Genomic DNA, 26,345 nt, shown 5'->3' on the forward strand with positions numbered 1-26,345 from the left:
CTATAGCAGTGCCGCGCCGCGGCTCAAATATCTAACATAATAAAACGAGCCTAGGTTCCCGCATCGGTGGCATCAAGCCAGAATTCATCCGATATCCGGCGAATTTCCGCGCGAACTCTTGCTGAAAAAGAGCAAACTGTGAAGAGGGGCTGTGACCTAAGGCTTCGACCCCATATACCCCCGCTCTGTATCCAATATCCTGCATCATCATAGCGGAACCGATGGTAGAGCGCCGTTGGTGAAAGCTCTATGACAATCGCGATTTTATTCGCACTTGCAGCATCAATCGCTTGTTGCGCGACCAGTTTCCGCTCAAAAAAGCGGCAACCTAGGTGAAAAACTTCGCAAATCAGTGATTCGGTCAGGGCTCGAAAGGCACTTTCCGGCTTTTCAGGAATGGTTCGGGTGGTCGCGCGACGGGACTTTCCATCCGACAATCCGTCATTCATCGTAACATTCAGAAAGCCCACTTCCTCGGGCCCGATTGCGCCAGATTGCATGTGGCGCAGCAGTCTGGTCCGTTGCGTCTTTCTGAAAATCTGTTCCGAATTGAGAATGTCTGTGGGGTGGCAATAGAGCCCCGCAAACACCGCTTGGCTCGCGCCGATTTCATAGAGCGTTTTAGGAACACGTGTGCCAGACCGCCGACCGCTCGCTGCATAGGCGTGATGAACGCGCGCCATCGGCACGATCGCGACCCGACGCCCGGCAAAAGCAAGCCGCATACTGAGATCGCTATCGTCGAGGTAAAATCGATAACGCGGGTCAAAGCCGTTCATTTCGACCAGTACCGACCGGCGAAATGCCATGTTAGTGCCGATCAGCTTGATTGCGCGGCTTGCGCTCGACTGGAACACGCTGATCTGATCATCGGGCACACTTAATGCGTGGCTTATCCCCGAAGCATCAATCGTCTCTGCTTTCCATTGATAGGAGATGCCGTTGCGCCCAAGCGTGAAGCCAGTCGCTGCGGCGATTTCAGGTTGCTCGAACGCCTGAAGAAGCAAGTAGAGCCAAGCGGGCTCTGGCACCGCGTCATCATCAATAAAAGCGACGATCTCGCCCGCGGCAGCACAAATACCGCGGTTTCGTGCCACCGCGATATTCTCTTCGTTCATTCGGACGAGCTTGACCCGTTCCGCCCACCCCAGTTCGGTCAGATGCTGGATGGCACTGTCGCTTGTGACGACAACGACCTCCATTGCAACTTTCTGCTGCTGAGATAGCGCCTTGAGACAGCGGGCCAGCAGGGCCTCTCGACCCTGACTGACAACAACAACGCTGGCCGAAGGCTGCACGACCTTAGGCTTTCAGTTCGACCGCCGGAGCGTAGGCGATGAAGAAGGGGTTGCCGAAGCCCGCCTTGCCATACTGCAGAGGTTCGTGGGTATCAAAGACCACAACCTTGCCGCCCGCGCCATGTAGAACAGCCTGACCAGCGGCAGTATCCCATTCCATGGTACGCCCGAGGCGCGGGTACAAGTCGGCTTCGCCTGTTGCGACGAGGCAGAATTTCAGCGAACTGCCGGCGCTCTTGGAGTCTTTGACGCTGTATTTATTGATGTAGTCGTCGGTCGCCTGATCGCGGTGCGATTTCGAAGCGACGACCATCAACGCTGAATTGTCCGAGTCAGCGACTGACAGCGACTTGGTTTCACCCACGGTATCTTTGTCGAACGGGCCCATCTCTTCGACGGTTGCGCCATCTGCCAGGGTAAAGAACATGCGGTCTCGCGCCGGAGCGTAGACCACGCCTCGGGTGGGCACACCATTTTCAACCAGTGCGATGTTGACTGTGAAGTCGCCACGGCGGTTGATAAATTCTTTGGTGCCGTCCAAAGGATCAACGATCAAGAATGTGTCGACGTCAAGATTGTGGCTATCCGACTGTTCTTCGGTGACCAGAGCTACCTCAGGAAATGCCGCCCGCAAGCCCGCCGAGATCAGCTCGTCCGCCGCTTCGTCAGCTGCAGTTACGGGGCTTTCGTCACTCTTGGACTTCACCTCGAAATCGTCGGAATTATAAATCTCCATGATCTTGTCACCGGCTTCGAGCGCCAGTTTCCGCATTACAGAAGTCAATTGTGCGTAATCCATAGAGATATTTCCTTTAACCACATGGCAGAGTTGTTCAATCACTGGCATTCTCTTATCCTGCATGGAAAGGGAGCATCAAGATTTCCCTGCTATTCCTTCGCGCATCATTTGAAAGACCGCGACATGATCGGGCAAACGCAACGACAACAAAGCTCCTGGCGCAAAGCCCTGTCCATGGCAGACGTCATTTACCACACCGCCGTGCGCGATGTGCGTAAGTCCCATAGCAATGCGTTATTCGCTATTTTGATCAACATGCTACAGCTTGTGGTGATGGTGGCATCTTTCTATCTGTTCTTTGTCATTCTCGGCATAAGGCAGGCCGCGATCCGTGGCGACTTCCTGCTGTATATGATGTCAGGTATTTTTCTCTTTATGTGTCACATCAAGGCGGTGAGCGCGGTGACTGGATCCGAAGGACCCGCCTCTCCAATGATGAAGCATGCACCGATGACGACGATTATCTCGATACTCGCGTCATTGCTGGGGGCTTTCTACATCCAACTAATATCGCTTCTGACAATATTATTCTTGTACCACGTGCTGATGAATCCGATCGAGGTGCAGGATCCGGTCGGAGCCATGGCGATGATGGGCATTGCCTTTTTTAGCGGCGCGGCGGTCGGCATGTGTTTTGTGGCGTTGAAGCCATGGGCGCCCCAGTTCGCAAGCATTTTGACCCAAATCTATCAGCGCGCCAATATGATCGCGTCGGGCAAGATGTTTGTTGCCAACTCCCTACCTCCGTTCATGCTCAGTATGTTCGACTGGAACCCCCTGTTCCACTGTATCGACCAGGCGCGTGGTTTCGTTTTTATCAACTACAATCCACACAATAGCTCGATTACCTACCCGATCGTCGTCGCGCTGGTTCTGTTGATCATCGGCCTTATGGGCGAATTTTTCACTCGCAAACACGCATCTGCCAGCTGGAGTGCGCGCCGTTAAGTCACCACACGCAGCGTCAGATTAATACGCCCCCCGCTTGGCATTAAACGGCTGGAATTGGGCCTTAGTTTATCGATGCCGTGGAAAGCCAGTCGTGCCTTTCCATGAAGAATTGCGATGTCTCCGGACTTGAGCCAGACTGACCGCGTAGGGTCACTGCGGTTTATGCCACCCACGCGAAATCGCGCTTCATCCCCGAGAGAGACGGACAGAACTGGCTGGGAAAAATCAGCCTCGTCATTGTCTTGGTGCAGGCCCATTCTGGCGTCTGGTGCATACCAATTTACTAGGCAACTTTCTGGCAGTCGGTTCGCTTCCGCGTAGAGCTCCCAAAGCTCAAGCAGACAGTCGGGGATCGGGGGCCACGGGGCACCATTTGGATGCCGCGCCTCGTATCTATACCCCCCACGGTCCGTGATCCATCCATAGTCGCCCGCAGCACTCATCCGGACAGACAGCGGTCGGCCAGATGGCGTAACAGGCTGAACCAAGGGCGCCGCGCGCAAAATCCCTCGGACCTCTTCCAACAAGGCGACTTGCGCCTCTGGTCTCAATGCCTCTTGGATGATGCGCACGCCGTTCAGGTCGAGTTCCTGCAAAATTCCCATTCTTTGGGCAGCCTTTCTTGCTTGAGGCAAATTTGTCACACAAAGCGCTTGCGCAATGCTTGCAGCGTTCGAATGCGCTACTTATATACGCCGAGAACCGGAGCGGGCGAGCCTGCTCCTGACATCGGGCAAGGGTGCCACAAAGGGCCTGAGCCTGGAACATCGCCTAAGTTATGAGGGATACAAACATGTCGAAAGTCATCGGGATCGACCTCGGGACCACCAACAGCTGCGTCGCAATCATGGACGGCCAGCAGCCCCGCGTTATCGAAAACTCCGAAGGTGCACGCACCACGCCGTCGATCGTCGCATTTGCAGAAGACGAGCGTCTGGTCGGCCAGCCTGCCAAGCGTCAGGCCGTCACCAACCCTGACAACACCATCTTTGCCGTTAAGCGTCTCATCGGTCGTCGGTTCGACGACGCGGACATCGCAAAGGACAAGAAAAACCTGCCGTACAACGTTGTGAACGGCGGCAACGGCGACGCATGGGTCGAAGCCCGCGGTGAGAAGTTCAGCCCCGCGCAAATTTCGGCTCTGATCCTGAAGAAGATGAAGGAAACCGCCGAAGGTTATCTGGGTGATGAAGTGACCAAGGCCGTGATCACCGTGCCTGCGTACTTCAACGACGCTCAGCGTCAGGCCACAAAAGACGCCGGCAAGATCGCTGGCCTTGAGGTTCTGCGCATTATCAACGAGCCGACCGCCGCTGCTCTGGCCTACGGTCTGGACAAAAAAGACAGCAAAACCATCGCGGTCTATGACCTTGGCGGCGGTACCTTCGACGTCACCATTCTGGAAATCGACGATGGCCTGTTCGAAGTGAAGTCGACCAACGGCGACACCTTCCTCGGTGGTGAAGACTTCGACATGCGCATCGTGTCCTATCTGGCCGACGAGTTCAAAAAAGAGCACGGCGTTGACCTGACCTCGGACAAGATGGCCCTGCAGCGTCTGAAAGAAGCTGCGGAAAAAGCCAAGATCGAACTGTCGAGCTCGACCCAAACCGAAATCAACCAGCCGTTCATCTCGATGGGTTCGAACGGTCAGCCCCTGCACATGGTCATGAAGCTGACCCGTGCGAAGCTGGAATCGCTGGTTGGCGATCTGGTCAAAGGTTCGCTGAAGCCCTGTGCGGCCGCTCTGAAAGACGCTGGCCTGACCGTGAACGACATCGACGAAGTTGTTCTGGTTGGTGGTCAGACCCGTATGCCCAAGGTCTTTGAAGAAGTAACCAAGTTCTTCGGCAAAGAGCCCCACAAGGGTGTGAACCCTGACGAAGTTGTAGCCATGGGTGCGGCTATTCAGGCTGGCGTTCTGCAAGGCGACGTCAAAGACGTGGTTCTGCTGGACGTGACCCCGCTGTCGCTGGGTATCGAGACTCTGGGTGGCGTATTCACGCGCCTGATCGACCGCAACACCACCATCCCGACCAAGAAGTCGCAGATCTTCTCGACTGCAGAGGACAACCAGTCGGCCGTGACCATCCGCGTCTTCCAAGGTGAGCGTGAAATGGCTGCGGACAACAAGATGCTGGGTCAATTCAACCTCGAAGAGATCCCGCCCGCACCCCGCGGTCTGCCTCAGATCGAAGTGACCTTCGACATCGACGCCAACGGCATCGTGTCGGTCGGCGCATCGGACAAAGGCACCGGCAAAGAGCAGAAGATCACCATCCAAGCTTCGGGCGGTCTGGACGACTCTGAGATCGAGCGTATGGTCAAGGAAGCTGAGGAGAATGCCGAGGCCGACAAGCAGCGCCGTGAACTGGTCGACGCCAAAAACCAGGCTGAGAGCCTGATCCACTCGACCGAGAAAGCCGTCGAAGAGCATGGCGACAAGGTTGATCCTTCGACTGTCGAAGCCATCGAACTGGCGATCGCAGCTCTGAAGGACGAGCTGGAGAAGGAAGACGCTGGCAAGATCAAGTCGGGCATCCAAAACGTGACCGAAGCGTCCATGCGTCTGGGTGAGGCCATCTACAAAGCTAGCCAAGAAGGCGGTGAAGGTGAGTCTGCTGACTTTGACGGCGGCGAGTCCAACTCGAACAACTCGGATGACGATGGCATCGTTGACGCCGACTTCGAGGACCTTGGCAACGACAAGCGTTCGTAAGGTCTGAAGTTACGGAACCTCTGGGGCCGGTCCGTCGACGGGCCGGCCTTGCACGTTCCAGAAAGGGGAATATCCCATGGCGAAACGAGATTACTACGAAGTCCTCGGTGTCTCGAAAGGCGCTTCGGCCGACGAGCTAAAGAAAGCCTACCGGACCAAAGCCAAAGAGCTGCACCCGGACCGGAACTCTGACAATCCTAACGCCGAGTCCCAATTCAAAGAGGTCAACGAGGCTTATGACTGCCTCAAAGACCCCGAGAAGAAGGCAGCCTATGACCGTTATGGCCACGCCGCCTTTGATGGTGGCATGGGCGGCCCTCGTGGGGGCGGCGCAGGCTATCAGGGTCAGGGCGATTTTGCCTCGGCCTTCTCGGATGTGTTTGACGACCTATTCGGCGACTTCATGGGCGGACGCGGGGGCGGCGGTGGCCGGTCTCGGGCAGCTCGTGGTGCCGACTTGCGCTACAACCTGCGCATCACACTGGAAGAGGCTTATGCGGGGATGGCGAAAACCATCAACGTACCCTCTTCAGTGCAGTGCGACGGTTGTGACGGATCGGGCGCCGAAGGCGGCGCAGAGCCGACCACGTGTCCGACCTGTTCGGGCATGGGCAAGGTCCGCGCGCAACAAGGCTTCTTCACTGTCGAACGCACTTGTCCGACCTGTGGCGGCCTAGGCCAGATCATCAAAAACCCCTGCAAGAAGTGCGGTGGGTCTGGACGAACCGAACGCGAGCGGTCTTTGTCGGTGAATATTCCGTCAGGCGTGGAAACCGGAACACGCATCCGTCTTGCAGGCGAAGGCGAAGCTGGCATGCGCGGTGGACCTGCGGGGGATCTGTACATCTTTATTGATGTGCAAGAGCACCCGATTTTCCAGCGCGAGTCTGTGAACCTGCACTGCCGCGTGCCTGTGTCTATGACCTCTGCTGCTCTTGGCGGCGATATCGAAGTCCCGACCATTGACGGTGGCCGCAGCCGAGTCAAAATCCCTGCGGGCAGCCAATCAGGCCGTCAAATGCGCTTGCGAGGCAAGGGCATGCCGCCCCTGCGTGGTTCGGGTCACGGCGATATGTTCATCGAATTGGCCGTCGAAACGCCGGTCAATCTTACCTCGAAGCAGAAAGACCTGCTGCGGGAATTCGAGAAGCTATCCGAGGATAACAACCCGGAATCGAAGAGCTTCTTCGGTTCTGTGAAAGACTTCTGGGACAGCATGAAAGGCTGATCCAGCGACGCCCGCCCATCTCGGCGGGCGTTTTTATTTCAACGTTATGGCTGTGTTAACCTGCCTCTCGCCAGACTGGCGCAATGGTTCAGCACAATGCATTTCAAGAATCGATGGCTCTATTTGATCCCGACGAGGCGGTCAGCCCCCCCAAGGGGACCACGCAACCGTCATATCTGCGGGATCACCGGCGGCGCCTTCGGGACCGGTTTTTGGCAGGCGGCGCCGATGCATTGCCCGACTACGAGATGTTGGAGCTGGTGCTGTTTCGGGCAATCCCGCGGCAGGATGTGAAACCACTCGCGCGCAAACTTCTTGATCGCTTCGGAGACTTCAATCATGTGATCTCGGCCCCCGCAGAGCATCTAAAGGAGACTAAGGGCGTCGGCGACGCAGTGGTGCTTGAGCTGAAAATCGTCGAAGCAGCAGCCCACCGCCTCGCCAAGTCGCGCGTGATCCAGCGACCCATCCTGAGCAGTTGGCAGGCGCTGATCGACTATTGCCACACCGCCATGGCGCATAGGGAAACCGAGCAGTTTCGCGTGCTTTATTTGGATCGAAAGAACGTTCTCATCGCGGATGAAGAACAAGCCAAGGGTACCGTTGACCATGTCCCCGTGTATCCCCGAGAGGTGATGAAGCGCGCGCTCCAGCTGAACGCCAGTGCGCTAATCTTGGTACATAACCATCCGTCCGGCGACCCCTCACCGAGTGAATCTGATCTACGAATGACAGAGCAAATTGATCGCAGCGCGCAGACACTTGGACTCACGCTCCACGATCACATTATCATCGGCAAAAGCTGCGAGCTTAGTTTCCGATCCGAGGGGTATCTGTGACGTCATCAACGTCGGGACGCACCCACACTTCGACACGGCGATTCACGAACCGTCCCCATTCGCTACTGTCACAAGCCAAGGGCATCGCCTCACCATAGCCGAGCGAGGTCAGGTGCGCGTGCTCCCCTCCGTCCTCTGTGGCCGCAAGCACCGCATCCATAACAACCCGCGCGCGTTTCTCAGATAGCGCTCTGTTCGCCTCGGCCGGACCCTGTCCATCACTAAAGCCGACAAACATCAGGCTCTGACCATCAAAGTCGCCTCCCGCGATTGCCTGCGCGAGAAGGGCAACATTAGACCGAGACTGCGCATCCAGCCTGGAAGATCCAGCTTCGAAACGGAACGATACAGTCAGACGATCCCGTGCGTCCAACGTCGAGACCATTTCTTTGAGGTCCTGAAGCGCAACGCCGTCGTCCGCATGTAGGATGGCATTCACCAAGCGTTCCCCTTGGGTCGCGAGGCTAACTGTCTCTGGCTCTTGGTCGATATAGCCTGCGTTGCGCACGACTCGCTGTGCGTCTTGGCTCGCCAAATAGGCCACCAACTCACGTCCGATTTTGGGCAGCCGCCGTGCGGGACGATATAGGAACACAGGTGCCGTTAGCGGATAGTCCTCTGCCTTGACGTTCTGGCGGTCCGCTTTCAGGGACACGCCACACCCACCTCGAATAGCAAGGGGCTGCGCCCGATGGTCGTCGGACAAAGCCGCAAAGCCCAGCGCAAAGGGGTCGGTTTTGACCGCCTGCCGCAGGGCTTCTACCGACGGGTGAAAGGCTGCCGCCGCAGGCCCTTTGGGCATCAGTGCTGCGATCGCTTGCCCAAAGCCCGTTTTCGGTGATGGCAAGTGCAAAGAAATCCGCGCCTCTGGCCCGCCAACTTGAGACCAGTCTGTGATTTTGCCCGACAGGATGCCTTTGATTTGGGGCATCGAGAGGCTCCGCACCGGCGATCCGATGGAGGTGATCGGCAAGATCGCATCCAAGGCAATCACCTGCCCATAGCGCCCGTTCGTCAAATCCCCAAAGCCCGCAGTCTGTGCCAGAGCAATTTCTTGGCGGGTCATCGCGCGTGTAGCGAGTACCATGTCTGCCCCACCATCCAACATGCGGGTTAGACCCTCTCCGCTCGTCTCTGGTGTCATGTCGAAACGAACAAGTATTCGGCCCGTTGCGTCGGATAACGTTGCGCCAGCTTCGCCCAATTCCATAGCCATGTCGTTTTGCGCCGCGAAGCCCTGCAGCAAGGACGGCCACAGCGATCCCAGAGCATCGGCTGCCCCAGCGATACGCAGGTCGGCGACATAATCTGACAGATTCGGACAAGCTGGCCCCTCGCACAGGACCCCAGAGCTATCGACCGTCAGCTCTCCGTATGCCGTATCGATGCGGTAAAATTCGCCATCATAGCCCAAGAACGTGCCATCAAGACGAATCGCTTTGTCGTGAGACACCAACGAAATGTCCTGAGCAGTTACAGATGAACCGAGTAAAAACAGATGCGCGGCGAAAATCGCCGCACGTCTAAAAACCAACATTTCTGAAGACCGCCTGACTGTTACCTTGCGGCAATTTTCAGATCATCTAACACATTTTGCAACACCAGAAGCTCGCCCACGGCGTCGCATTCCGGGACAGAGATCAGAACGTCCTGAACGCGTACACGATCAGAGCCGTTGGTTTGCAAAATCTGGGCATTCACGTCTTGGGCGCAATTGCCAGTAGTCACCTGCGCCTCAACGCTCAGCAGGACATCGCCCGCATTGTCAGAGGTCAGCGAGGGATAGGTGTAGATCTCGGCCAAGCGCGCATGGGGCAGGTTCGCGTTGCCAAGACGGATCAGCATACCGCCCTTGCCCGTCGCAGCGACGTTTGTGTTGCGCGCGGCTTCGCGCCAGACGTGGCTCGGACCGCTATACTCTTCTGAAAATTCGCGGGCATGCAGTTCCAGACCGGACTGTCCCTGCCACTGCACCACAGCGCGGTCGTAAAAAATAAAGCTGCTGACGTCAGTTGCGGCGACGGCCACGTCCGTGCCGCCAAAATCCGCCATGAACAGAGCGTTCTCTGCCAGCGCGGGGACGTCCAGACGCAGGTTGCCACGATCGTCGGTCGATTCCGTGAACATCAAGCCATTGTGGTGCAGCGTGACCGGGGTGTCCGCGTGACACGGCGCCTTAATCGAGACAGAGACCATCGCCGCAGCGGCTGGATCTGCTGTCATGGAAATCTCACACTCATTGACGGGCTGCGCCATCGCCTGAGGCACGACGGTCGGCTCAGGCTGAGAGGACAGTTCTGTCACGTCATGGAGAACTTCGAGCGGGATCGCCGCCAGCTGCACATACTCGGGGTCAATCGGCAAGTTGGGCATTTCAGCATCAGCCGATGTCGATAGCATCTTGATAGGGCCATACTGCATGACGCCGCCGATCCCCAGCGCCACGGCGCCTAGAGCTGCTGCAAACATGTAACGTGATGTCGAACCCGTCATGTCGTTTCCCCGATGTCCTTACTGCGTTCTGCAATCATGATGCCTGCAAAACAGGGCAGAGATGTGGCTGAATAGCGGAGTCTCTTCGGCCCGTTTGTGTAAATACAAGTTTGATATCCTGAATGTTAACATAAAAAAAACCGGCGCACCACTTTAGGTGCACCGGCCAAATTGTTCACTGGCTTGGATAAATTCAGAAGCGGCCGTGGCAGTGCTTGAACTTCTCGCCCGAACCGCAGGGACATGGATCGTTCCGACCGGGATCGCCCCAAGTCGACGGATCGTTTTCGTCGAACCCTGCGACCAACGGCGTGGCTGCAGGCGATTCGGCTTCTTCCTGCGCTTGCTGTACCGGGGCGTCCAGCGCCTCGCGTTGTGCCTGCATCTGCTTGAGTAGCATTTCTTGCTGTTCTTTGGACAGCGGCTGGATACGAGCGAGGGTTTTCGTCACCTCGGTCCGGAGCGAGTCCAGCAGACCTTCGAAGAGTTGGAACGCTTCGGTCTTGTACTCGTTCAGCGGGTCGCGCTGTGCATAGCCACGGAAGCCAACGACCGAGCGCAGGTGCTCTAGCGTCAGCAGGTGCTCGCGCCATTTGGTGTCGATGGTCTGCAGCAGAACCTGCTTTTCGATCTGGCGCATGGCTTCAGGACCGAAAGAGGCGCCCTTCTCTGCCATGTACTCGTCGCTGGTGTTCTGGATGCGCTCTTCGATATCGTCGTTGTCGACGCCCTCTTCATCGGCCCACGCCACGATGGGCATGTCCTGATTCAGGGTCTCGATGATCGCAGCCTGCAAACCCTCAGTGTTCCACTGGTCCGCGTAGCTGCGGGGCGGCATGAACTCTTCGACCAAATCTTCGATGACTTGATAGCGCATGTCCTGAACGATTTCGGACAGGTCCTGCGCTTCCATGATTTCGCGGCGCTGCGAGAAGATCACCTTCCGCTGGTCGTTCATCACGTCGTCGAATTTCAGCAGCTGTTTGCGGATGTCGAAGTTGCGACCTTCAACCTTGGCCTGAGCACGCTCCAACGACTTGTTCACCCATGGGTGCACGATCGCCTCGCCCTCTTTCATGCCGAGGGTCGACAGAACCTTGTCTAGACGCTCAGAACCGAAGATGCGCATCAGGTCATCTTCGAGCGACAGGAAGAAGGACGAGCGGCCCGGGTCACCCTGACGGCCCGAGCGACCGCGCAGCTGGTTGTCGATGCGGCGGCTTTCGTGACGCTCAGTAGCCAGGACGAACAGACCGCCTGCGGCTTTGACAGCCTCTTCGTCAGCTTTATGGCTTTCCTCGATCTGGGCACGAAGGGCATCGGGGTCTGCATCTGGGTTGGCCTCAATGGCCTCCATGATCTTGATCTCGACGTTACCGCCCAATTTGATGTCGGTGCCGCGGCCCGCCATGTTGGTCGCAATGGTGACAGCGCCAAGCTTACCGGCATCCGCAACGATCTGCGCTTCCTGTTCGTGCTGACGCGCGTTCAGAACGTTGTGGGGAACACCAGCCTGCTGCAGCAGAGCCGACAGCATTTCCGACTTCTCGATCGAGGTGGTGCCGACCAGAACGGGCTGACCGCTTGCGTGGGCTTTCTGGATCTCTTCGACAATCGCGGCGTATTTTTCTTGGGCCGTGCGGTAGACTGCATCGTCTTCGTCGATACGGGCGATGGGGCGGTTGGTCGGAACTTCGACCACACCCAAGTTATAGATCTCCATGAATTCGTCCGCCTCGGTCAGCGCGGTACCGGTCATGCCGCCGAGCTTGTCATAGAGACGGAAGTAGTTCTGGAAGGTCACGCTGGCCAAAGTGACGTTCTCGGGCTGGATCTTGCAGCCTTCCTTCGCCTCGATCGCCTGATGCAGACCGTCAGAGAGACGGCGACCCGCCATCATACGACCCGTGAATTCGTCGATCAGAACAACTTCGCCGTTGCGGACGATGTAGTCCTTGTCCTTGGTGAACAGCTTGTGAGCGCGCAGGCCTTGGTTCACGTGGTGGACGATGGTGGTGCTTTCCGGATCGTACAGCGACTGGCCCTCGGGCAAGAGACCCATCTGAAGCAGGCGCTGTTCGAGGAATTCGTTGCCCTCGTCGGTATAGGTGACGTTGCGGGTCTTTTCGTCGAGCGAATAGTGCTCTTCGGTCAGCTCGGGGATCACCTTGTCCAGCGACAGGTACATATCGCTGCGGTCCTGCGCAGGACCAGAGATGATCAGAGGCGTCCGCGCTTCGTCGATTAGGATCGAGTCAACTTCGTCCACAATCGCAAAGTAGTGGTCACGCTGCGCGATCTGGTTCAACTCGGACTTCATGTTGTCGCGCAGATAGTCGAAACCAAGCTCGTTGTTCGTCGCGTATGTGACGTCGCAGGCATAAGCCTCGCGCTTTTCGGGCTCGGGCTGCTGCGGGTAGACGACACCAGTAGTCATGCCCAAGGCTGCGAACACCTTGCTCATCCACGCAGCGTCGCGGCGGGCCAAATAATCGTTGACCGTCACAACGTGAACACCGCGCCCGACCAGCGCGTTCAGATAGGCAGGGAAGGTCGCGACAAGCGTCTTACCTTCACCCGTTTTCATCTCTGCAATGTTACCTTGGTGCAGGAACATCCCGCCCATCAGCTGCACATCATGGGCCCACAGACCCAGTGCGCGGCGCGCGGCCTCGCGGCAGTTGGCAAATGCTTCGGGTAGGACATCATCGAGGCTTTCACCACCTGCGACGCGTTCCTTCAGGCTCGCGGTTTTCTCGATCAGCTGTGCATCGCTGAGGGCCTGATATTCGTCGGCCAGGGCGTTGATCTGGTTTATAACCGGACGCGTTGCCTTGATCTTTCGGTCGTTCGGGGTGCCAAAGACTTTTTTGGCCAGAGTTCCGATACCGAGCATACTTTCCCCGCTTCCTAACGTTTTCGTGCGAGGCATCCGCTTGCTGCGCTGGGACCTAATCCCTAAAAAGATGACGCGGCAGCCGCTACAGGCCCCAAGGCGATGTAAGTGGCTGTACCCACAGTGTCAACGTTGCGCACCAGCGCAGTTAACCCGAAGGACCCTATTTTCATGCGTTCACTCAAAACTCTGTCTGCCGCTGTCTTTGCGATGGGCATCGGCCTGTCCGCCTCAGCGCAGGACGCTCCGACCGCTGATACCGTACTCGCAACCGTCAACGGCAAAGAGATTACGCTGGGTCACCTGCTGGTCGCGCGCACAACGCTGCCCCAGCAGTATCAACAATTGCCCCCCGAAGTGCTGTTTAACGGCCTGATGGATCAGCTGATCCAACAGCAGGTTCTGTCGGACACCCTGACTGAGAAGCCTCGCGGCCTTGAACTGGCACTCGAGAACGAAGCCCGCGCTCTGACTGCGGCTGAGGTCATCGAGAACATCGCTATGGAGGCGGTCACCGACGCCAAGCTGCAAGAGGCGTATGACGCCAAGTATACGAATGCAGGCGGCGAAACTGAATTCAACGCGAACCACATTCTGGTCGAGAGCGAAGACGAAGCCAAAGCCATCATCGAAGAGATCAACGGCGGCGCGGACTTTGAAGAAGTTGCCAAAGAAAAGTCGACAGGTCCTTCGGGCCCCAACGGCGGCTCTCTCGGCTGGTTTGGCGCGGGCATGATGGTGCCGGAATTCGAAAATGCGGTCATGGACCTAGAGGCTGGCGCCATCTCGGCAGAGCCTGTGCAAACCCAGTTTGGCTGGCATGTCATCAAGCTGAACGAGACCCGCGAGAAAGAAGCACCGTCGCTGGACGAAGTCCGTGAAGAGCTGACTGCCGAAATTCAGGCCGCCGCAGTTGAAGAGCAGGTTGCAGCGCTCACCGATAAAGCGGATGTTGAGCGCAACACCGCAGAGGACTTTGATCCTGCGGTCATCAACCAAATGGATCTTTTGGAGCAATAAATGGCCAAATACGCCCGTTCGCCTCTGGCCCCCGAGGCCTTTCCCGAACTGCCCGTCATCAAGGGTGCGCGCTTCGCGAGCCACGCAGCGGGCGTAAAGTACCAAGGCCGAACCGACGTGATGATGGTTGCATTGGACGCAGGTAGCAGCATTGCTGGCGTCTTTACGAAATCATCCACACGATCAGCTCCGGTCTTGGACTGCCAGGACAAAATCGGCGGTGCCCCCGAAGAGGGCGCCGTCATTCTGGTGAACGCAGGCAACTCCAACGCCTTTACCGGCAAGGCAGGCGTTGAGTCCGTCCGTGCAATCACCACCTCTGTCTCAGAGATCATGGAGACCCCGATTCCCCGCGTTTTCACGTCCTCGACTGGTGTAATTGGCGAGCCAATGAAGCACGAGCGGATCATCGCAGCATTAGACACGCTCAAAGGCAAGCTTGACGAGAACGGGATCGAAGACGCCGCCCACGCGATCATGACCACCGACACCTACCCCAAAGGCGCCTGCGCGACCTTCGAGGTCGACGGCAAAACGGTGAACATCGCGGGCATCGCCAAAGGCTCGGGCATGATTGCCCCTGACATGGCGACGATGCTCGTCTACATCTTTACCGATGCCAAAATTGAACAAGCCGATTTGCAGTCGCTCGTCAGCGCGTTCACAGACAGCACCTTTAACTGCATTACAGTAGACAGCGACACCTCGACCTCTGACACGCTTCTGATGGCCGCGACAGGTGCCTCTGGCGCGACTGTGAGCCACGACACCAAAGCGTTCCGCGATGCTCTGCATGACGTGATGCTGGACCTGTCGCACCAAGTGGTGCGCGACGGCGAAGGCGCACAGAAATTCGTGACCATTAACGTCACGGGCGCACGCAACAATGCGCAGGCCAAAGTGCACGCGATGGCCATAGCAAACTCACCTCTGGTGAAAACCGCCATCGCAGGCGAGGATCCAAACTGGGGTCGCGTCGTCATGGCCATCGGCAAGTCCGGCGCCGAAGCAGACCGTGATCTGTTGACTATCCGCTTTGGCGATATCCTCGTGGCGGAAAAAGGTTGGGTCAGCCCAGACTACAAAGAAGAGCAAGGCGCAGCCGTCATGAAAGAGCAAGAGATCACGATCAACGTCGATCTTGGACTCGCTGATGGGTCCTCAACCGTCTGGACTTGCGACCTCACCCATACCTACATCGAAATCAACGCGGACTATCGCTCGTGACCAACAAGATTGTTCTGGTTTCTGCCGTCGCGCTCATCGATCCCGATGGGCGCGTTTTGCTCGCACAGCGCCCCGAGGGCAAATCAATGGCTGGTCTGTGGGAATTCCCCGGCGGCAAGGTCGAAGAAGGCGAATCACCCGAGGATGCTCTCGTGCGCGAGTTGCACGAAGAACTGGGGATCGAGACGTGGAACAGCTGCCTCGCTCCCCTCACATTTGCGTCACATGCTTACGACAGTTTTCATTTGTTAATGCCATTGTTCGCATGTCGGAAATGGGAGGGCGTCCCCGTACCCCGCGAAGGCCAGCAACTTGCATGGGCACATGCACGGGATTTGCGCAATTACCCCATGCCTCCGGCTGATATTCCGCTGATACCCGTTCTGAGAGACTGGCTGTAAACTATTTATTAACCATTTGCCTCTCAAACTGGCTGTGTAATTCCGAGGCCGATATATCAGTATGCGGCAAAAAGGCTAGTCAAGCGTTATCCTAATTCGATAGGGCCTTAGTCCCAAACATGACGTTTTTATGATGCTTTTTCAGGCGTGCTCGCGTATATTATAGGTACGCAATGTCTGGCGGAGGATGATGACATGATGCGCACTATCACTTTCGGGACCTCGGTTTCCGTGCAAGGACTTTACGTACGAGATCTGGCAGACGGCCGCATTCTCGTCCGCGTGGACAACCGTGAGATTGCCGGTCGTCCCGCGACTATCAAATAAGAAGACTTACCCACCACTCACACTACAAAGAGGTCCCTGGGGACCTCTTTTTTTGTGCCAAATTCCTACAAGACAAAAGAAAAGCGGCCCCGAAGGGCCGCTCGAATTTCCTAACTGTCGTACGATCAGAGCGTACGTTCGACTTCTTCGCGCTCGAAGATTTCGATGACGTCCTGCGGGCGAATGTCGTCGTAGTTTTCGAACGCCATACCGCATTCCTGACCGGACAGCACTTCTTTGACTTCGTCCTTGAAGCGCTTGAGCGTCTTGAGCGTCCCTTCGTGGATAACCACGTTGTCACGCAGCAAGCGCACACCCGCCGAACGACGTGCCACACCTTCGGTGACCAGACAGCCAGCAACCTTGCCCACGCCGGTAACCTTGAAGACTTCTTTGATCTCGGCGTAGCCGATGAAGTTTTCGCGGATCTCGGCCGACAGAAGGCCACTCGCAGCTGCTTTCACGTCGTCCACGAGATCGTAGATCACGCTGTAGTAGCGAATCTCAACACCCTTTTGGTTGGCGCTATTCCGAGCCGACGCATTCGCACGCACGTTGAAGCCAAAGACCGGCGCGCCGCTGGCTTCTGCCAGGCCGATGTCGGTCTCGGTGATCGCGCCCACGCCAGAGTGCAGAACACGAACACGTACTTCGTCGTTGCCGATCTTTTCCATCGCCTGAACGATAGCTTCGGCCGAGCCCTGCACGTCTGCTTTGACCAAGATCGGCAGTTCGCTGACGTTCTCATCAGCCTTTGCCTTGGCCATCAGCTGCTCGAGAGTGGTCGCGGCGCCAGCGGCGGCGCGCTTCTCTTTCGCTGCGTTCTCGCGATATTCCGCAATTTCGCGCGCCTGAGCTTCAGTTTCCACAACGTTCAGAACGTCGCCCGCTTCGGGCGTGCCGTTCAGACCCAAAACCTCGACCGGAACCGAGGGGCCTGCCTCATCAACACGGTCGCCTTTGTCGTTGATCAGCGCGCGGACTTTACCCCACTGCTCACCCACAACGAAGATGTCGCCACGCTTCAGAGTACCCTTTTGCACCAGAACGGTTGCAACCGGGCCGCGGCCAACGTCGAGCTTCGCCTCGATCACTGCACCTTCGGCGGCGCGATCGGGGTTCGCTTTGAGTTCCAGAATTTCAGCCTGCAGCGCGATTGCGTCCAGCAGTTGATCCAGACCCAGACCGGTTTTCGCTGAGACTTCAACATCTTGGACTTCACCAGACATCGCCTCAACGACAACTTCGTGCTGCAAGAGCTCGGTCCGCACCTTCATGGCATCGGCTTCTGGCTTATCGCACTTGTTGATCGCGACGATCATCGGAACGCCCGCCGCTTTGGCGTGGTTAATCGCTTCGATGGTCTGCGGCATGACCGAGTCATCCGCGGCAACCACCAGAACCACGATGTCCGTCACCTGAGCACCACGCGAGCGCATCGAGGTAAAGGCCGCGTGACCGGGTGTATCGAGGAACGACAGAACCGCACCGTTATCGGTGGTCACCTGATATGCACCGATGTGCTGGGTGATGCCGCCGGCTTCGCCAGAGGTCACGTTCGCATTACGGATCGCGTCCAGAAGCGAAGTTTTACCATGGTCAACGTGGCCCATAATCGTAATGACCGGGGGACGCGACTGCAGATCTTCTTCTTTGTCTTCGAACGAGGTGATCACGTCTTCGACGTCAGCATCGGAGACGCGCACCACTTTGTGGCCGAATTCTTCGATGATCAATTCAGCGGTATCTGCGTCGATGGTCTGGTTCTGTGTCACCATCATGCCCATTTTCATGAGCTCTTTGACAACATCGGCCACACGCTCGGCCATACGGTTCGCCAGTTCCGAAACCACAATGGCTTCGGGCAGCTGAACGTCACGGACGATCTTTTCGCGCTCTTGGTTGCCCATGGCCTTCTGACGCATGCGCTCTTGCTTGCGCTTCATCGAAGCCAAGGACTTCTGACGGCCACCTTCGCCACCAGACAGCGCCTGGTTCAGGGTCAGCTTGCCAGAACGGCGTCCGTCGTTGCGACCACCTTTGTTGCGACGGTTGTCGTCTTCGCGACCGCCCTCTTTCTTGCGCGAGGGGGTTGCAGCCGGCTTCGGCGCACCACCACGGCGGTTGTCGGCGTTCTGACCAGCTGCCTGAGCATCGGCAGGCGTGGCAGGAGCGGGCTCGTTACGCTTCGCGGCAGCGGCTTTCTTGGCGTCGGCAGCGGCTTTCTCAGCAGCTTTCTTGGCCTCTTCCGCTTCTTTGCGCTCGCGCTCTTCTTCTTCGGCCTTACGTTTGGCCGCTTCTTCGCGCTCACGCTCTTCGCGTTCTTTGGCTTCGATCTCGGCGCGGCGACGCTCACGCTCTTCGGCGCGACGCTTCTCCTCGTCTTCACGAGCCTTCTGATCTTCGGCTTCGCGGGCCTTCGCAGCCTGCAATGCCTTCAGGCGACGCTCCATTTCCGCGTCGGAGATACCGGCGGGACGCTTGGACGGATCGCCAAGTTTCGGGTTTGCGCCACCGGACTTTCCAGCACCGGGTTTGGGGGTGACCACGCGTTTCCGCTTGGTTTCCACCACCACATTCTTGGTGCGACCGTGGCTAAAGCTCTGCTTCACATTGCCAGAGCGTCCACCCGCTCCGCCACCGCGAACACCCAGAGTCTTCTTGCCGTCGTTATTGTTGTCGCTCATCTAGCTGTTTTACCCTTCCCGGCGGCCCATTCCGCCGTCTTGCGCGCGCAGGCCTTTCAATCTTGTGGCTTCCTCTACAACACGGTTGCTGAGTCCGCCATACCCAAGCGCGCTATGAATCACAGTTTCCCTACCAAAGGCTGCCCCCAACTCGTCTGCGGTCAGCCATCCAATGTATTTTCCCCTATGCGGGGTCGAGAGTTTGGACTTCCCTCGTGTAGATCCGTCGCAGGCCTGAAGCAGGACGTAGGCGTCCTCTTTGATCAAGAGATCCTTGACCTTTTCATAGCCAGCGACTGCCAGCCCGCCTTTGCGGGCCAACGAGATCAGATCGACCACCCGCCGCGAAATCTGCTGCTCGACCGTTTCGGTCAGGCCCTCGGGGACCGTGACCTTAGTTTTTGCAGCGCGGCTGAACAGACCCTTGGTTGCGGCCTTGTCCAGCGCTTCTCGGGTCGAACTGACCCAGATTCCCCGACCGGGAAGCTTTCCCAGAACATCGGGGACAATCTGGTTGTCCGGTCCGACCACGAAGCGGATCATCGTTTCAGTAGACCCAACCTCTCCGGTCGCAATGCACTTGCGTTCTGGACCGTTCTCTCGGTCTTTGTCTGCACCACCACGGCTCATTCAGGTCTACTCCAGCGGCAGAGGATTATTCCTCTGCTTCGCTCTCTTCAGTTTCAGTTTCTTCGGCAGAGTCACCCACCAGCTCTTCTGGATCAACCCAACCCAGCATAACGCGGGCGGTCATCACCAAATCCTGAGCTTCGGCGAGCGAGACGTCGAACTTCTCGAGGATGCCATCATCCTTGACGCGCTGGCCGTCGACGGTGGTCCAACCACCCGCCAGTTCCCAGTCGGCACAAGTTGCGAAATCCTCAAGCGTCAGAACGCCATCATTCGCGAGCGCTTCCACCATTTGGGGGCTCAGGCCATCAAATTCAACCAGTCCCTCGTCGACACCCAGTGCGCGAGCGGCGTCCAGAGCCTTGGCGTTCTGAGCTTCCAGATAGTCGCGGGCACGGGCCTGCAGTTCTTCGGCGGTAGATTCGTCCACGCCATCGATCACCAACAGTTCGTCCACTTCGACATACGCAACCTCTTCGAGATTGGTGAAGCCTTCGGAAACCAACAGCTGAGCAAAGAACTCGTCCAAATCCAGAGTGTCCATGAACAGCTGTGTGCGCTCTTCGAACTCTTTCTGGCGGCGCGCCGAATCGTCGCTCTCGGTCATGATGTCGATGTCCAAAGCGGTCAGCTGGCTGGCCAGACGCACGTTCTGACCGCGGCGACCGATCGCCAGCGACAGCTGCTCGTCAGGGACCACAACTTCGATGCGCTCTGCATCTTCGTCCAGAACCACTTTCGACACTTCGGCAGGCTGCAGTGCGTTCACGAGGAAGGTCGGCATATCCTCGTTCCATGGGATGATGTCGATCTTTTCGCCCTGCAATTCGTTTACAACGGCCTGCACGCGGCTACCGCGCATACCAACGCAGGCACCGACGGGGTCAATCGAGCCATCATTGCTGACAACCGCAATTTTCGCACGCGAACCAGGGTCACGAGCCACAGCTTTGATCTCGATGATGCCGTCGTAGATTTCGGGCACTTCCATCTTGAAAAGCTCTGCCATGAACTCGGGTGCGGTACGCGAAAGGAAGATCTGCGGACCACGCGCTTCGCGACGCACGTCCTTGATAAAGCAGCGCACGCGGTCGTTCGGGCGATAGCTCTCGCGGCCGATCTTTTCGTTGCGGCGCAGGACGCCCTCGCCACGGCCGATATCGACGATGACGTTGCCGTATTCTTCACGCTTCACGACGCCATTGATGATGGTGCCCTTGCGGTCGATGAATTCGTCGTACTGACGATCACGCTCAGCTTCGCGCACCTTCTGCAGGATGACCTGCTTGGCCGACTGCGCAGCGATACGGCCTAGTTCCACAGGGGGGATTTCGTCGACAATCTCGTCGCCCACTTGGGGATCGGCCATGTACTGCTTGGCCTGCGCAACAGTCAGCTCTGCCTGATAGTTCTCGAGCTCTTCATCCTCGACCACGGTACGAATACGGGTAAAGGTAGCACGACCGGTCTTGCGGTCGATGCTCACACGGATGTCCATCTCGGCGCCGTAACGGGACTTTGCCGCACGCGCGAGCGACTCTTCCATCGCTTCGACGACCAGACCGGGGTCGATCATCTTTTCGCGGGCCACAGCCTCGGCGGTTTGCAGCAGTTCCAGCTGGTTTGCGGACGTGATTGCCATCTCAGTTCTCCTCAGAGCCGGACTCGGCTGTCTCTTCTTCGATCAGGTCAAATTCGTTTTCGTCAACGACACCTGCGGCCTTGCGGGCACGCAGCATATCGCGGATCAGGTCGTCGGTCAGGACCAGCTTCGCATCGCTCAGCCAGTCGAATTTCAGACCGATGGTACCCTCGGAAATGGTAATCAGCACTTCATTCTCTTCGACACCCGCCAAAGTGCCTTTGAAGCGGCGGCGGCCATCGATGAGTTCACTGGTCTCGACCTTGGCCTCGTAGCCCTCGAAATTCTCGAAGTCCTTGAGACGGGTCAAAGGACGGTCGATGCCGGGGCTCGACACTTCCAAAGTGTAAGCTTCGACGATCGGGTCCTCAACATCCATCACAGCGGACACGGCGGTCGAAATATCAGCACAATCGTCCACTTCGATGCCGCCATCGGGCTTGTCAGCCATGATTTGCAGCAGCGGGGTGTTCCCGCCTTGCAGACGGATGCGCACCAGTTCGAACCCCATATCTTCGATAACGGGGCCGACGATTTCAGCGAGACGCCGGTCAATGGCAGTCTTTGCGATCAGATCGTTGGTCATATCAGCGTGCCTCCGGGCACAAAAAAAACGGGCTCGCGGCCCGTTGATCTTTCCCGGTGGAACGTTGTTCCCAACGCGCCGCTGTTGAGCGCGATATAGGCCCCTCTGCGCAGAAAAGCAAGAGGGGCCTTGATTCTTAGGTGTAGAACTCGCGGTACCAGTCGACGAAACGCTTAACCCCTTCTTTCACCGGCGTGCTGGGGGCATAGCCCGTCAGGCTGCTAAGGAGGGTGGTATCGGCCCAAGTCGCCGGCACGTCACCGGCTTGCATCGGCATGAAATTCTTTTTCGCTTCAACGCCCAAGGCATCCTCCAGCGCGGTGATGAAGTCCATCAGCTGCACCGGCGAGGCGTTCCCGATATTCACCACGCGCCACGGGGCCACAGGGCTCAGGCTGTCGTGCTCGGCGATGTCGGCTTCAGAGGCAGGACGCTGCGGAACCGCGTCGATCAGCAAGCGAATCCCCTTCACCAGATCGTCGATATACGAGAAGTCCCGCATCATCTTGCCGTGGTTATAGATGTCGATCGGATCGCCGTTCAGCATCGCCTTGGTGAATTTGAACAGTGCCATGTCAGGGCGGCCCCACGGACCATACACGGTAAAGAACCGGAACATGGTGATCGGCATATCGTAGAGGTGGGCATAGGAATGCGCCATCGCCTCGTTCGCCTTCTTGGTCGCGGCGTAGAAGGACATCTGGTGGTCGGCTTTAACAGTCTCAACGTACGGCATCTTGGAGTTCGCGCCATAGGCCGAACTGGTGGACGCCATCAGAAGGTGCTGACAGGGGGTCGCGCGGACCGCTTCGAGCAGGTTGAAGACGCCGATCAGGTTGGCCTCGACATAGCTCTGGGGGTTATCGATCGAGTAGCGCACACCTGCCTGCCCCGCGAGGTGGACAATCACGTCCGGCTTCTCGTCCCCAATCAGCGTGCGCAGCGCGTTCGGCGTTTCCAGCTTTTCGCGGATCGGCTTGAACGAGGGCGACTGCTTGAGGATCTGCTCGCGGCCCTCTTTCAGTGCGACGTCGTAGTAGTCGTTGTGGCTGTCAAAGCCGATAACCTCGAAGCCCTCTTGCAAGAGTTTTTGACTAAGATGAAACCCGATAAACCCTGCGGAACCTGTGACCAGCGCCTTTTTCATATGGCCCTCCTGAACAAACTGTTTCCTTCCGTGCGCCATTGAGGCCGCCAAGTCAATCAACCCAGCAACGATCGCAGGCGAACACTGTGCAGCATGTCCATTACGCGCACTAATTCAGACGAAATGCCCGGTTCTGAGAGCGCGTGACCCGCCGTTGGGATCATACGCAAGTCGCACAGATCATCTGGCCACGCCTCTTTGAGCTTCCACGCGCCTTCGGGGGGACAGATCATATCAAAGCGTCCCTGAACGATTGTCGCGCCGATACCCTTGAGCTTGGGCAAGTCTGTCAGGATCTGACCGTCCATCTTCAGAAAGCCCGCATTGACGAAATAGTGGTTCTCGAGCCGCGCAAAGACCCGCGCGTAGTCGGCAGGCGTGTCATAAAAGCTCGGGCCATTCGACGCGACAGATGCGAGCGCATTTTCCCAAGCGGTCCACTCGCGAGCAAACTTGATTTGCTCTGGCGTATCCTCGCCGAACAGGCGTTTATGGTAGGCACCGATGAGGTCGCCGCGTTCATCCTCTGGCACTAGTGCAACAAAGCGGTTCCATACATCCGGCCAGAAGCGCCCTGCCCCGCCGCCATAGAACCAGTCGAGTTCGCTCTGGGTCATCAGGAACACGCCGCGCAACACCAGATGCATCGCCCGTTCGGGGTGGGTTTCCGCATAGATCAGGGACAACGTGGCGCCCCAGCTACCGCCAAAGACAACCCACTTCTCGATCCCCAACGTCTCGCGGATCAGCTCAATGTCGGCCACCAGATGCCATGTGGTGTTCGCCTCGACCGACGCGGCAGGCCTAGAACGACCGCACCCCCGCTGGTCGAACAAGACAACGCGATAGACTTCGGGATCAAAGTAGCGTCGCATCGTTGGGCTACAGCCACCACCGGGGCCGCCATGAAGCACCAGTACAGGAATGCCGTCTGGGTTGCCGCATTGTTCGACATAGACCGTATGGCCGTCACCGACGTCGAGCATGCGCTGGTCAAAGGGAGCCAGGCTTGGATATAGGAATTGAGCTGCGCGCATTTGGGCCGAGAATTTTCTGTTGAAAGGTCTATATGAGGCGTAGAGGCCCAGAAGACCAACAGGGAGATCAGAATGCAAGCGCAGCAGACCACCGTAGACGCCAGCGAAGTTGCAAAATTCGAAGCAATGGCCGCAGAATGGTGGGACCCGAACGGTAAATTTAAGCCCCTGCACATGCTCAACCCCTGCCGTCTGGAATATATTACCAGCCAGATCGCCGGTGAGTTTGGGCGGGATCGGTCGGCCGCAAAGCCGTTCGAAGGACTGCGTTTGCTGGATATCGGCTGTGGCGGCGGCCTATTGTCCGAACCTATGGCGCGCCTTGGTGCAACTGTGGTCGGCGCGGATGCCGCCGAGCGAAACTTGCCCGTGGCGCGCATTCACGCCGAACAATCCGGTTTGGACATCGACTACCGCTTTACCACAGCCGAGGCGATGGCTGCTGCGGGCGAACAGTTTGATGTCGTTTTGAACATGGAAGTGGTCGAGCACGTGGCCGATCCCCAAGCCTACTTGGACGCCTGCCAGCAGTTGCTGAAGCCCGGCGGGCTGATGATTTGCTCGACGATCAACCGAAACGCCAAGAGCTTTGCCATGGCGATTGTCGGTGCGGAGTATGTGATGCGCTGGCTGCCCAAGGGCACCCACGAGTGGAACAAGTTCATCACCCCGGACGAGCTGTGTGCGCTGATTTCGAAGGCTGGCCTGAACCCAGTGGATCGCACGGGCTTTGTGTTCAACCCGATCACGTGGGGCTGGAGCCTGTCTTCGCGGGATCTGAGCGTGAACTATGTCACCGCGAGCACCAAGCCCGCGTGAGGGTGGCGCGTACTGGATTTTGAGTATTTAGGGCAAAAAGAAGCCTACTGGTTTTCTTCTAACCTAAGACGGAGTTCGCGCAAAGTCGGTAGGGCCGCGCGGACTTTTTCGTCACCGAGGGCGCTGACCACTTCTTGGATCATGGGCGTGATCGCCTCAAGCGCCAGATCTCGAGCGCGTTTGCCAGCAGGGCTAATTGCAACCATCTTGCGGCGCGCGTCGTCCCAGTCGGGACGAATGTGCACGTAGCCCGCCCATTCCAGCCGGTTCAGCGTATTGGTCATGGCACCGCGCGTGACGTGAAACGACTTTGCCAGTTGCGCCGGAGTACGCTCTTCGCCCGAGAAGGCTAAATGATTCAGGACTGAGAAGTGCGAGATTTCCATGCCCTTTGGCAGAACACGCGACAGCCGGTTGCGGGCCAACTGGTCCACGGTCAGTATCTCGCTGAACAGGGTCACTGCGAGCGCGTTGTTCTTTTCAATCGCCATCCGGTCTTTCGCGTTTAGTCTAAGGGACCGCTATACGGGCGGTCATGGTCGAGCGCAGAGATGCGTGCTCGGCTTTCTGCCACTTCCTTTAGGCAGAGTTCAACATAGGTGATGGTCGGTAAATCCCCCGCCGATGCGACAATTTTGCCCCAAGGGTCCACCGCAAGGCTATGCCCGTAGGTCGAACGGGGTTTGGCGCCACTCGAAGGGTGGGTGCCACATTGGGCCGGCGCAAGCACATATGCGCCGCATTCTATGGCTCTGGCGCGTAAAAGTATTTCCCAGTGCGCTGCGCCCGTGACCGGAGAAAACGCGGCGGGGACGCAAATGATGTCCGCTCCTGCCTTGGCCAGATCGCGGTACAGATGAGGAAAGCGTACGTCATAGCAGATGGTGAGACCCACAGTGCCAAAGGGTGTTTCTGCCAGAACGGCGCGATCGCCAGGGCGGTAGCCTGCAGATTCGCGGTAGCTCTCGGTTTCGGACACCTGAACATCAAACATGTGGATTTTGTCGTACTGTGCAGCGATGTCACCCTGCGGATTGACGAGAAACGACCGGTTTGCAAAGCGGCCGTCCGCATCGTGGGTTTTAAGCGCGAGCGATCCGATCAGTAGCCATATGCCGTGCTCTGCCGCTGCGGCGCGCAAACGCGCCAGCGTGGGATCATCCTCTTGGTGCCGCAGAACGGCTATTTGGTGATCGCGCGAGGTCGACACACAATTGCTTACCTCGGGTGTCAGAACAAAATCTGCTCCGTTCGAGGCAGCCTCGGCGATCTGGCGCTGGAGCATCTTTGCATTGGCCGCCGGATCATCCGAAGATGTGATCTGGAGCAGCGCCGCCTTCATTCGCTGGCCAAGAGAGGATCAAGTTTGCCTGCGCGTTCAAGCTCATATAGCTCATCGCAGCCTCCAACATGGGTCTCGCCCACGAAAATCTGAGGCACGGTATGGCGACCATGCGCGCGATCCATCATCTCTGACCGGCGATCCGGTTCTTCGAACAGATTGATTTCACTATAGGACGCGCCCTTCTTGTCCAGAAGGCGCTTGGCGGCGTGGCAGAAGCCGCAGAGAGGCGAGGTGTAAATTTCGATGGGCTTCAT

At 57.7% G+C, this 26,345-nt stretch carries 24 protein-coding genes; 9 read left to right on the plus strand and 15 right to left on the minus strand.

All coding sequences use genetic code 11. The annotated features are described in order from the left end of the window. Positions 1-50: 50 nt before the first annotated feature. Together BM225_RS07930 and cysQ are read right to left on the minus strand one after the other, a co-directional pair. Complete coding sequence (locus BM225_RS07930) at positions 51-1,298, minus strand: glycosyltransferase family 2 protein (protein ID WP_072708712.1); 1,248 nt, start codon at positions 1,296-1,298, stop codon at positions 51-53. A gap of 4 nt (positions 1,299-1,302) precedes the next feature. Next, complete coding sequence (gene cysQ / locus BM225_RS07935; protein ID WP_072708714.1) at positions 1,303-2,097, minus strand: 3'(2'),5'-bisphosphate nucleotidase CysQ; 795 nt, start codon at positions 2,095-2,097, stop codon at positions 1,303-1,305. A 123-nt stretch (positions 2,098-2,220) separates the two neighbouring features. Here cysQ and BM225_RS07940 point away from each other — a divergent pair, with 123 nt between their 5' ends. Beyond that, a complete protein-coding gene (locus BM225_RS07940; protein ID WP_177218594.1) occupies positions 2,221-3,045 on the plus strand; it encodes an ABC transporter permease in 825 nt (274 codons plus the stop codon). Here BM225_RS07940 and BM225_RS07945 read toward each other — a convergent pair. Further along, entirely contained in the window at positions 3,042-3,653 is a 612-nt protein-coding gene (locus BM225_RS07945; protein ID WP_072708717.1) for an alpha-ketoglutarate-dependent dioxygenase AlkB, read from the minus strand. The genes BM225_RS07940 and BM225_RS07945 overlap by 4 nt on opposite strands. Before the next feature lie 188 nt (positions 3,654-3,841). On the opposite strand from BM225_RS07945, the gene dnaK reads away from it, so the two are divergent. From dnaK to radC, 3 genes are all read left to right on the plus strand, one after another. Then, complete coding sequence (dnaK, locus tag BM225_RS07950) at positions 3,842-5,767, plus strand: molecular chaperone DnaK (protein ID WP_072708720.1); 1,926 nt, start codon at positions 3,842-3,844, stop codon at positions 5,765-5,767. A 76-nt stretch (positions 5,768-5,843) separates the two neighbouring features. Next, the gene (dnaJ, locus tag BM225_RS07955; protein ID WP_072708723.1) at positions 5,844-6,995 is read left to right on the plus strand and encodes a molecular chaperone DnaJ; all 1,152 of its coding nucleotides are present in this window, start codon (positions 5,844-5,846) and stop codon (positions 6,993-6,995) included. Between the two features lie 83 nt (positions 6,996-7,078). Next, complete coding sequence (gene radC / locus BM225_RS07960; RefSeq protein WP_072708726.1) at positions 7,079-7,834, plus strand: RadC family protein; 756 nt, start codon at positions 7,079-7,081, stop codon at positions 7,832-7,834. On the opposite strand, the gene BM225_RS07965 is transcribed toward radC, so the two are convergent. From BM225_RS07965 to secA, 3 genes are all read right to left on the minus strand, one after another. Next, complete coding sequence (locus BM225_RS07965) at positions 7,806-9,287, minus strand: phosphate ABC transporter substrate-binding/OmpA family protein (protein ID WP_177218585.1); 1,482 nt, start codon at positions 9,285-9,287, stop codon at positions 7,806-7,808. The genes radC and BM225_RS07965 overlap by 29 nt on opposite strands. A gap of 104 nt (positions 9,288-9,391) precedes the next feature. Beyond that, positions 9,392-10,327: a hypothetical protein gene (locus tag BM225_RS07970; protein WP_072708731.1), complete on the minus strand. Its 936-nt coding sequence runs from the start codon at positions 10,325-10,327 to the stop codon at positions 9,392-9,394. Positions 10,328-10,520: 193 nt separating this feature from the next. Beyond that, positions 10,521-13,223 carry a preprotein translocase subunit SecA gene (gene secA, locus BM225_RS07975; protein ID WP_072708733.1) on the minus strand — a complete coding sequence of 901 codons (2,703 nt, stop codon included), beginning with the start codon at positions 13,221-13,223 and terminating at the stop codon, positions 10,521-10,523. A gap of 171 nt (positions 13,224-13,394) precedes the next feature. Between secA and BM225_RS07980 the strand changes: the two genes are divergently transcribed. The 4 genes from BM225_RS07980 to BM225_RS22280 all read left to right on the plus strand — a co-directional run bounded on the left by BM225_RS07980 (position 13,395) and on the right by BM225_RS22280 (position 16,198). Then, complete coding sequence (locus BM225_RS07980) at positions 13,395-14,243, plus strand: peptidylprolyl isomerase (RefSeq protein ID WP_072708736.1); 849 nt, start codon at positions 13,395-13,397, stop codon at positions 14,241-14,243. Then, positions 14,244-15,470, plus strand: a complete 1,227-nt coding sequence (argJ, locus tag BM225_RS07985) for a bifunctional glutamate N-acetyltransferase/amino-acid acetyltransferase ArgJ (RefSeq protein ID WP_072708739.1) — start codon at positions 14,244-14,246, stop codon at positions 15,468-15,470. It begins immediately after the preceding gene. Further along, on the plus strand, positions 15,467-15,871 hold the full coding sequence (locus BM225_RS07990) for a (deoxy)nucleoside triphosphate pyrophosphohydrolase (RefSeq protein WP_072708742.1): 405 nt from the start codon (positions 15,467-15,469) through the stop codon (positions 15,869-15,871). Before argJ ends, BM225_RS07990 begins: the two co-directional genes overlap by 4 nt. Positions 15,872-16,066: 195 nt before the next feature. Next, positions 16,067-16,198, plus strand: a complete 132-nt coding sequence (locus BM225_RS22280; RefSeq protein ID WP_092464157.1) for a hypothetical protein — start codon at positions 16,067-16,069, stop codon at positions 16,196-16,198. 125 nt (positions 16,199-16,323) lie between these two features. Here the strand turns inward: BM225_RS22280 and infB are convergent, their stop codons facing one another. From infB to pip, 6 genes are all read right to left on the minus strand, one after another. Next, positions 16,324-18,885 (minus strand): translation initiation factor IF-2, encoded by a 2,562-nt coding sequence (infB, locus tag BM225_RS08000; RefSeq protein WP_072708744.1) that lies wholly within the window; start codon positions 18,883-18,885, stop codon positions 16,324-16,326. 9 nt (positions 18,886-18,894) lie between these two features. After that, the gene (locus tag BM225_RS08005) at positions 18,895-19,515 is read right to left on the minus strand and encodes an RNA-binding protein (protein WP_072708747.1); all 621 of its coding nucleotides are present in this window, start codon (positions 19,513-19,515) and stop codon (positions 18,895-18,897) included. 25 nt (positions 19,516-19,540) lie between these two features. Beyond that, the gene (gene nusA, locus BM225_RS08010) at positions 19,541-21,157 is read right to left on the minus strand and encodes a transcription termination factor NusA (protein WP_072708750.1); all 1,617 of its coding nucleotides are present in this window, start codon (positions 21,155-21,157) and stop codon (positions 19,541-19,543) included. 1 nt (position 21,158) lies between these two features. Continuing rightward, complete coding sequence (gene rimP / locus BM225_RS08015; protein WP_072708753.1) at positions 21,159-21,743, minus strand: ribosome maturation factor RimP; 585 nt, start codon at positions 21,741-21,743, stop codon at positions 21,159-21,161. Between the two features lie 136 nt (positions 21,744-21,879). After that, positions 21,880-22,890, minus strand: coding sequence for an SDR family NAD(P)-dependent oxidoreductase (locus BM225_RS08020; protein WP_072708756.1), 1,011 nt, complete (start codon positions 22,888-22,890; stop codon positions 21,880-21,882). A gap of 56 nt (positions 22,891-22,946) precedes the next feature. Beyond that, positions 22,947-23,927, minus strand: a complete 981-nt coding sequence (gene pip / locus BM225_RS08025) for a prolyl aminopeptidase (RefSeq protein WP_072708759.1) — start codon at positions 23,925-23,927, stop codon at positions 22,947-22,949. A 72-nt stretch (positions 23,928-23,999) separates the two neighbouring features. Between pip and ubiG the strand changes: the two genes are divergently transcribed. Further along, the gene (gene ubiG / locus BM225_RS08030; RefSeq protein WP_072708762.1) at positions 24,000-24,746 is read left to right on the plus strand and encodes a bifunctional 2-polyprenyl-6-hydroxyphenol methylase/3-demethylubiquinol 3-O-methyltransferase UbiG; all 747 of its coding nucleotides are present in this window, start codon (positions 24,000-24,002) and stop codon (positions 24,744-24,746) included. A gap of 44 nt (positions 24,747-24,790) precedes the next feature. Here ubiG and BM225_RS08035 read toward each other — a convergent pair whose 3' ends face one another. The 3 genes from BM225_RS08035 to grxC are packed head-to-tail and all read right to left on the minus strand — an operon-like array spanning position 24,791 to position 26,345. After that, on the minus strand, positions 24,791-25,237 hold the full coding sequence (locus tag BM225_RS08035) for a MarR family winged helix-turn-helix transcriptional regulator (protein WP_177218586.1): 447 nt from the start codon (positions 25,235-25,237) through the stop codon (positions 24,791-24,793). A 14-nt stretch (positions 25,238-25,251) separates the two neighbouring features. After that, positions 25,252-26,088: a carbon-nitrogen hydrolase family protein gene (locus tag BM225_RS08040; protein ID WP_072708765.1), complete on the minus strand. Its 837-nt coding sequence runs from the start codon at positions 26,086-26,088 to the stop codon at positions 25,252-25,254. Continuing rightward, the gene (gene grxC, locus BM225_RS08045; protein WP_072708768.1) at positions 26,085-26,345 is read right to left on the minus strand and encodes a glutaredoxin 3; all 261 of its coding nucleotides are present in this window, start codon (positions 26,343-26,345) and stop codon (positions 26,085-26,087) included. The genes BM225_RS08040 and grxC overlap by 4 nt, the downstream gene beginning before the upstream one ends.

The organism is Donghicola eburneus, from assembly GCF_900115865.1.
Taxonomy (GTDB): Bacteria; Pseudomonadota; Alphaproteobacteria; order Rhodobacterales; family Rhodobacteraceae; genus Donghicola; species Donghicola eburneus.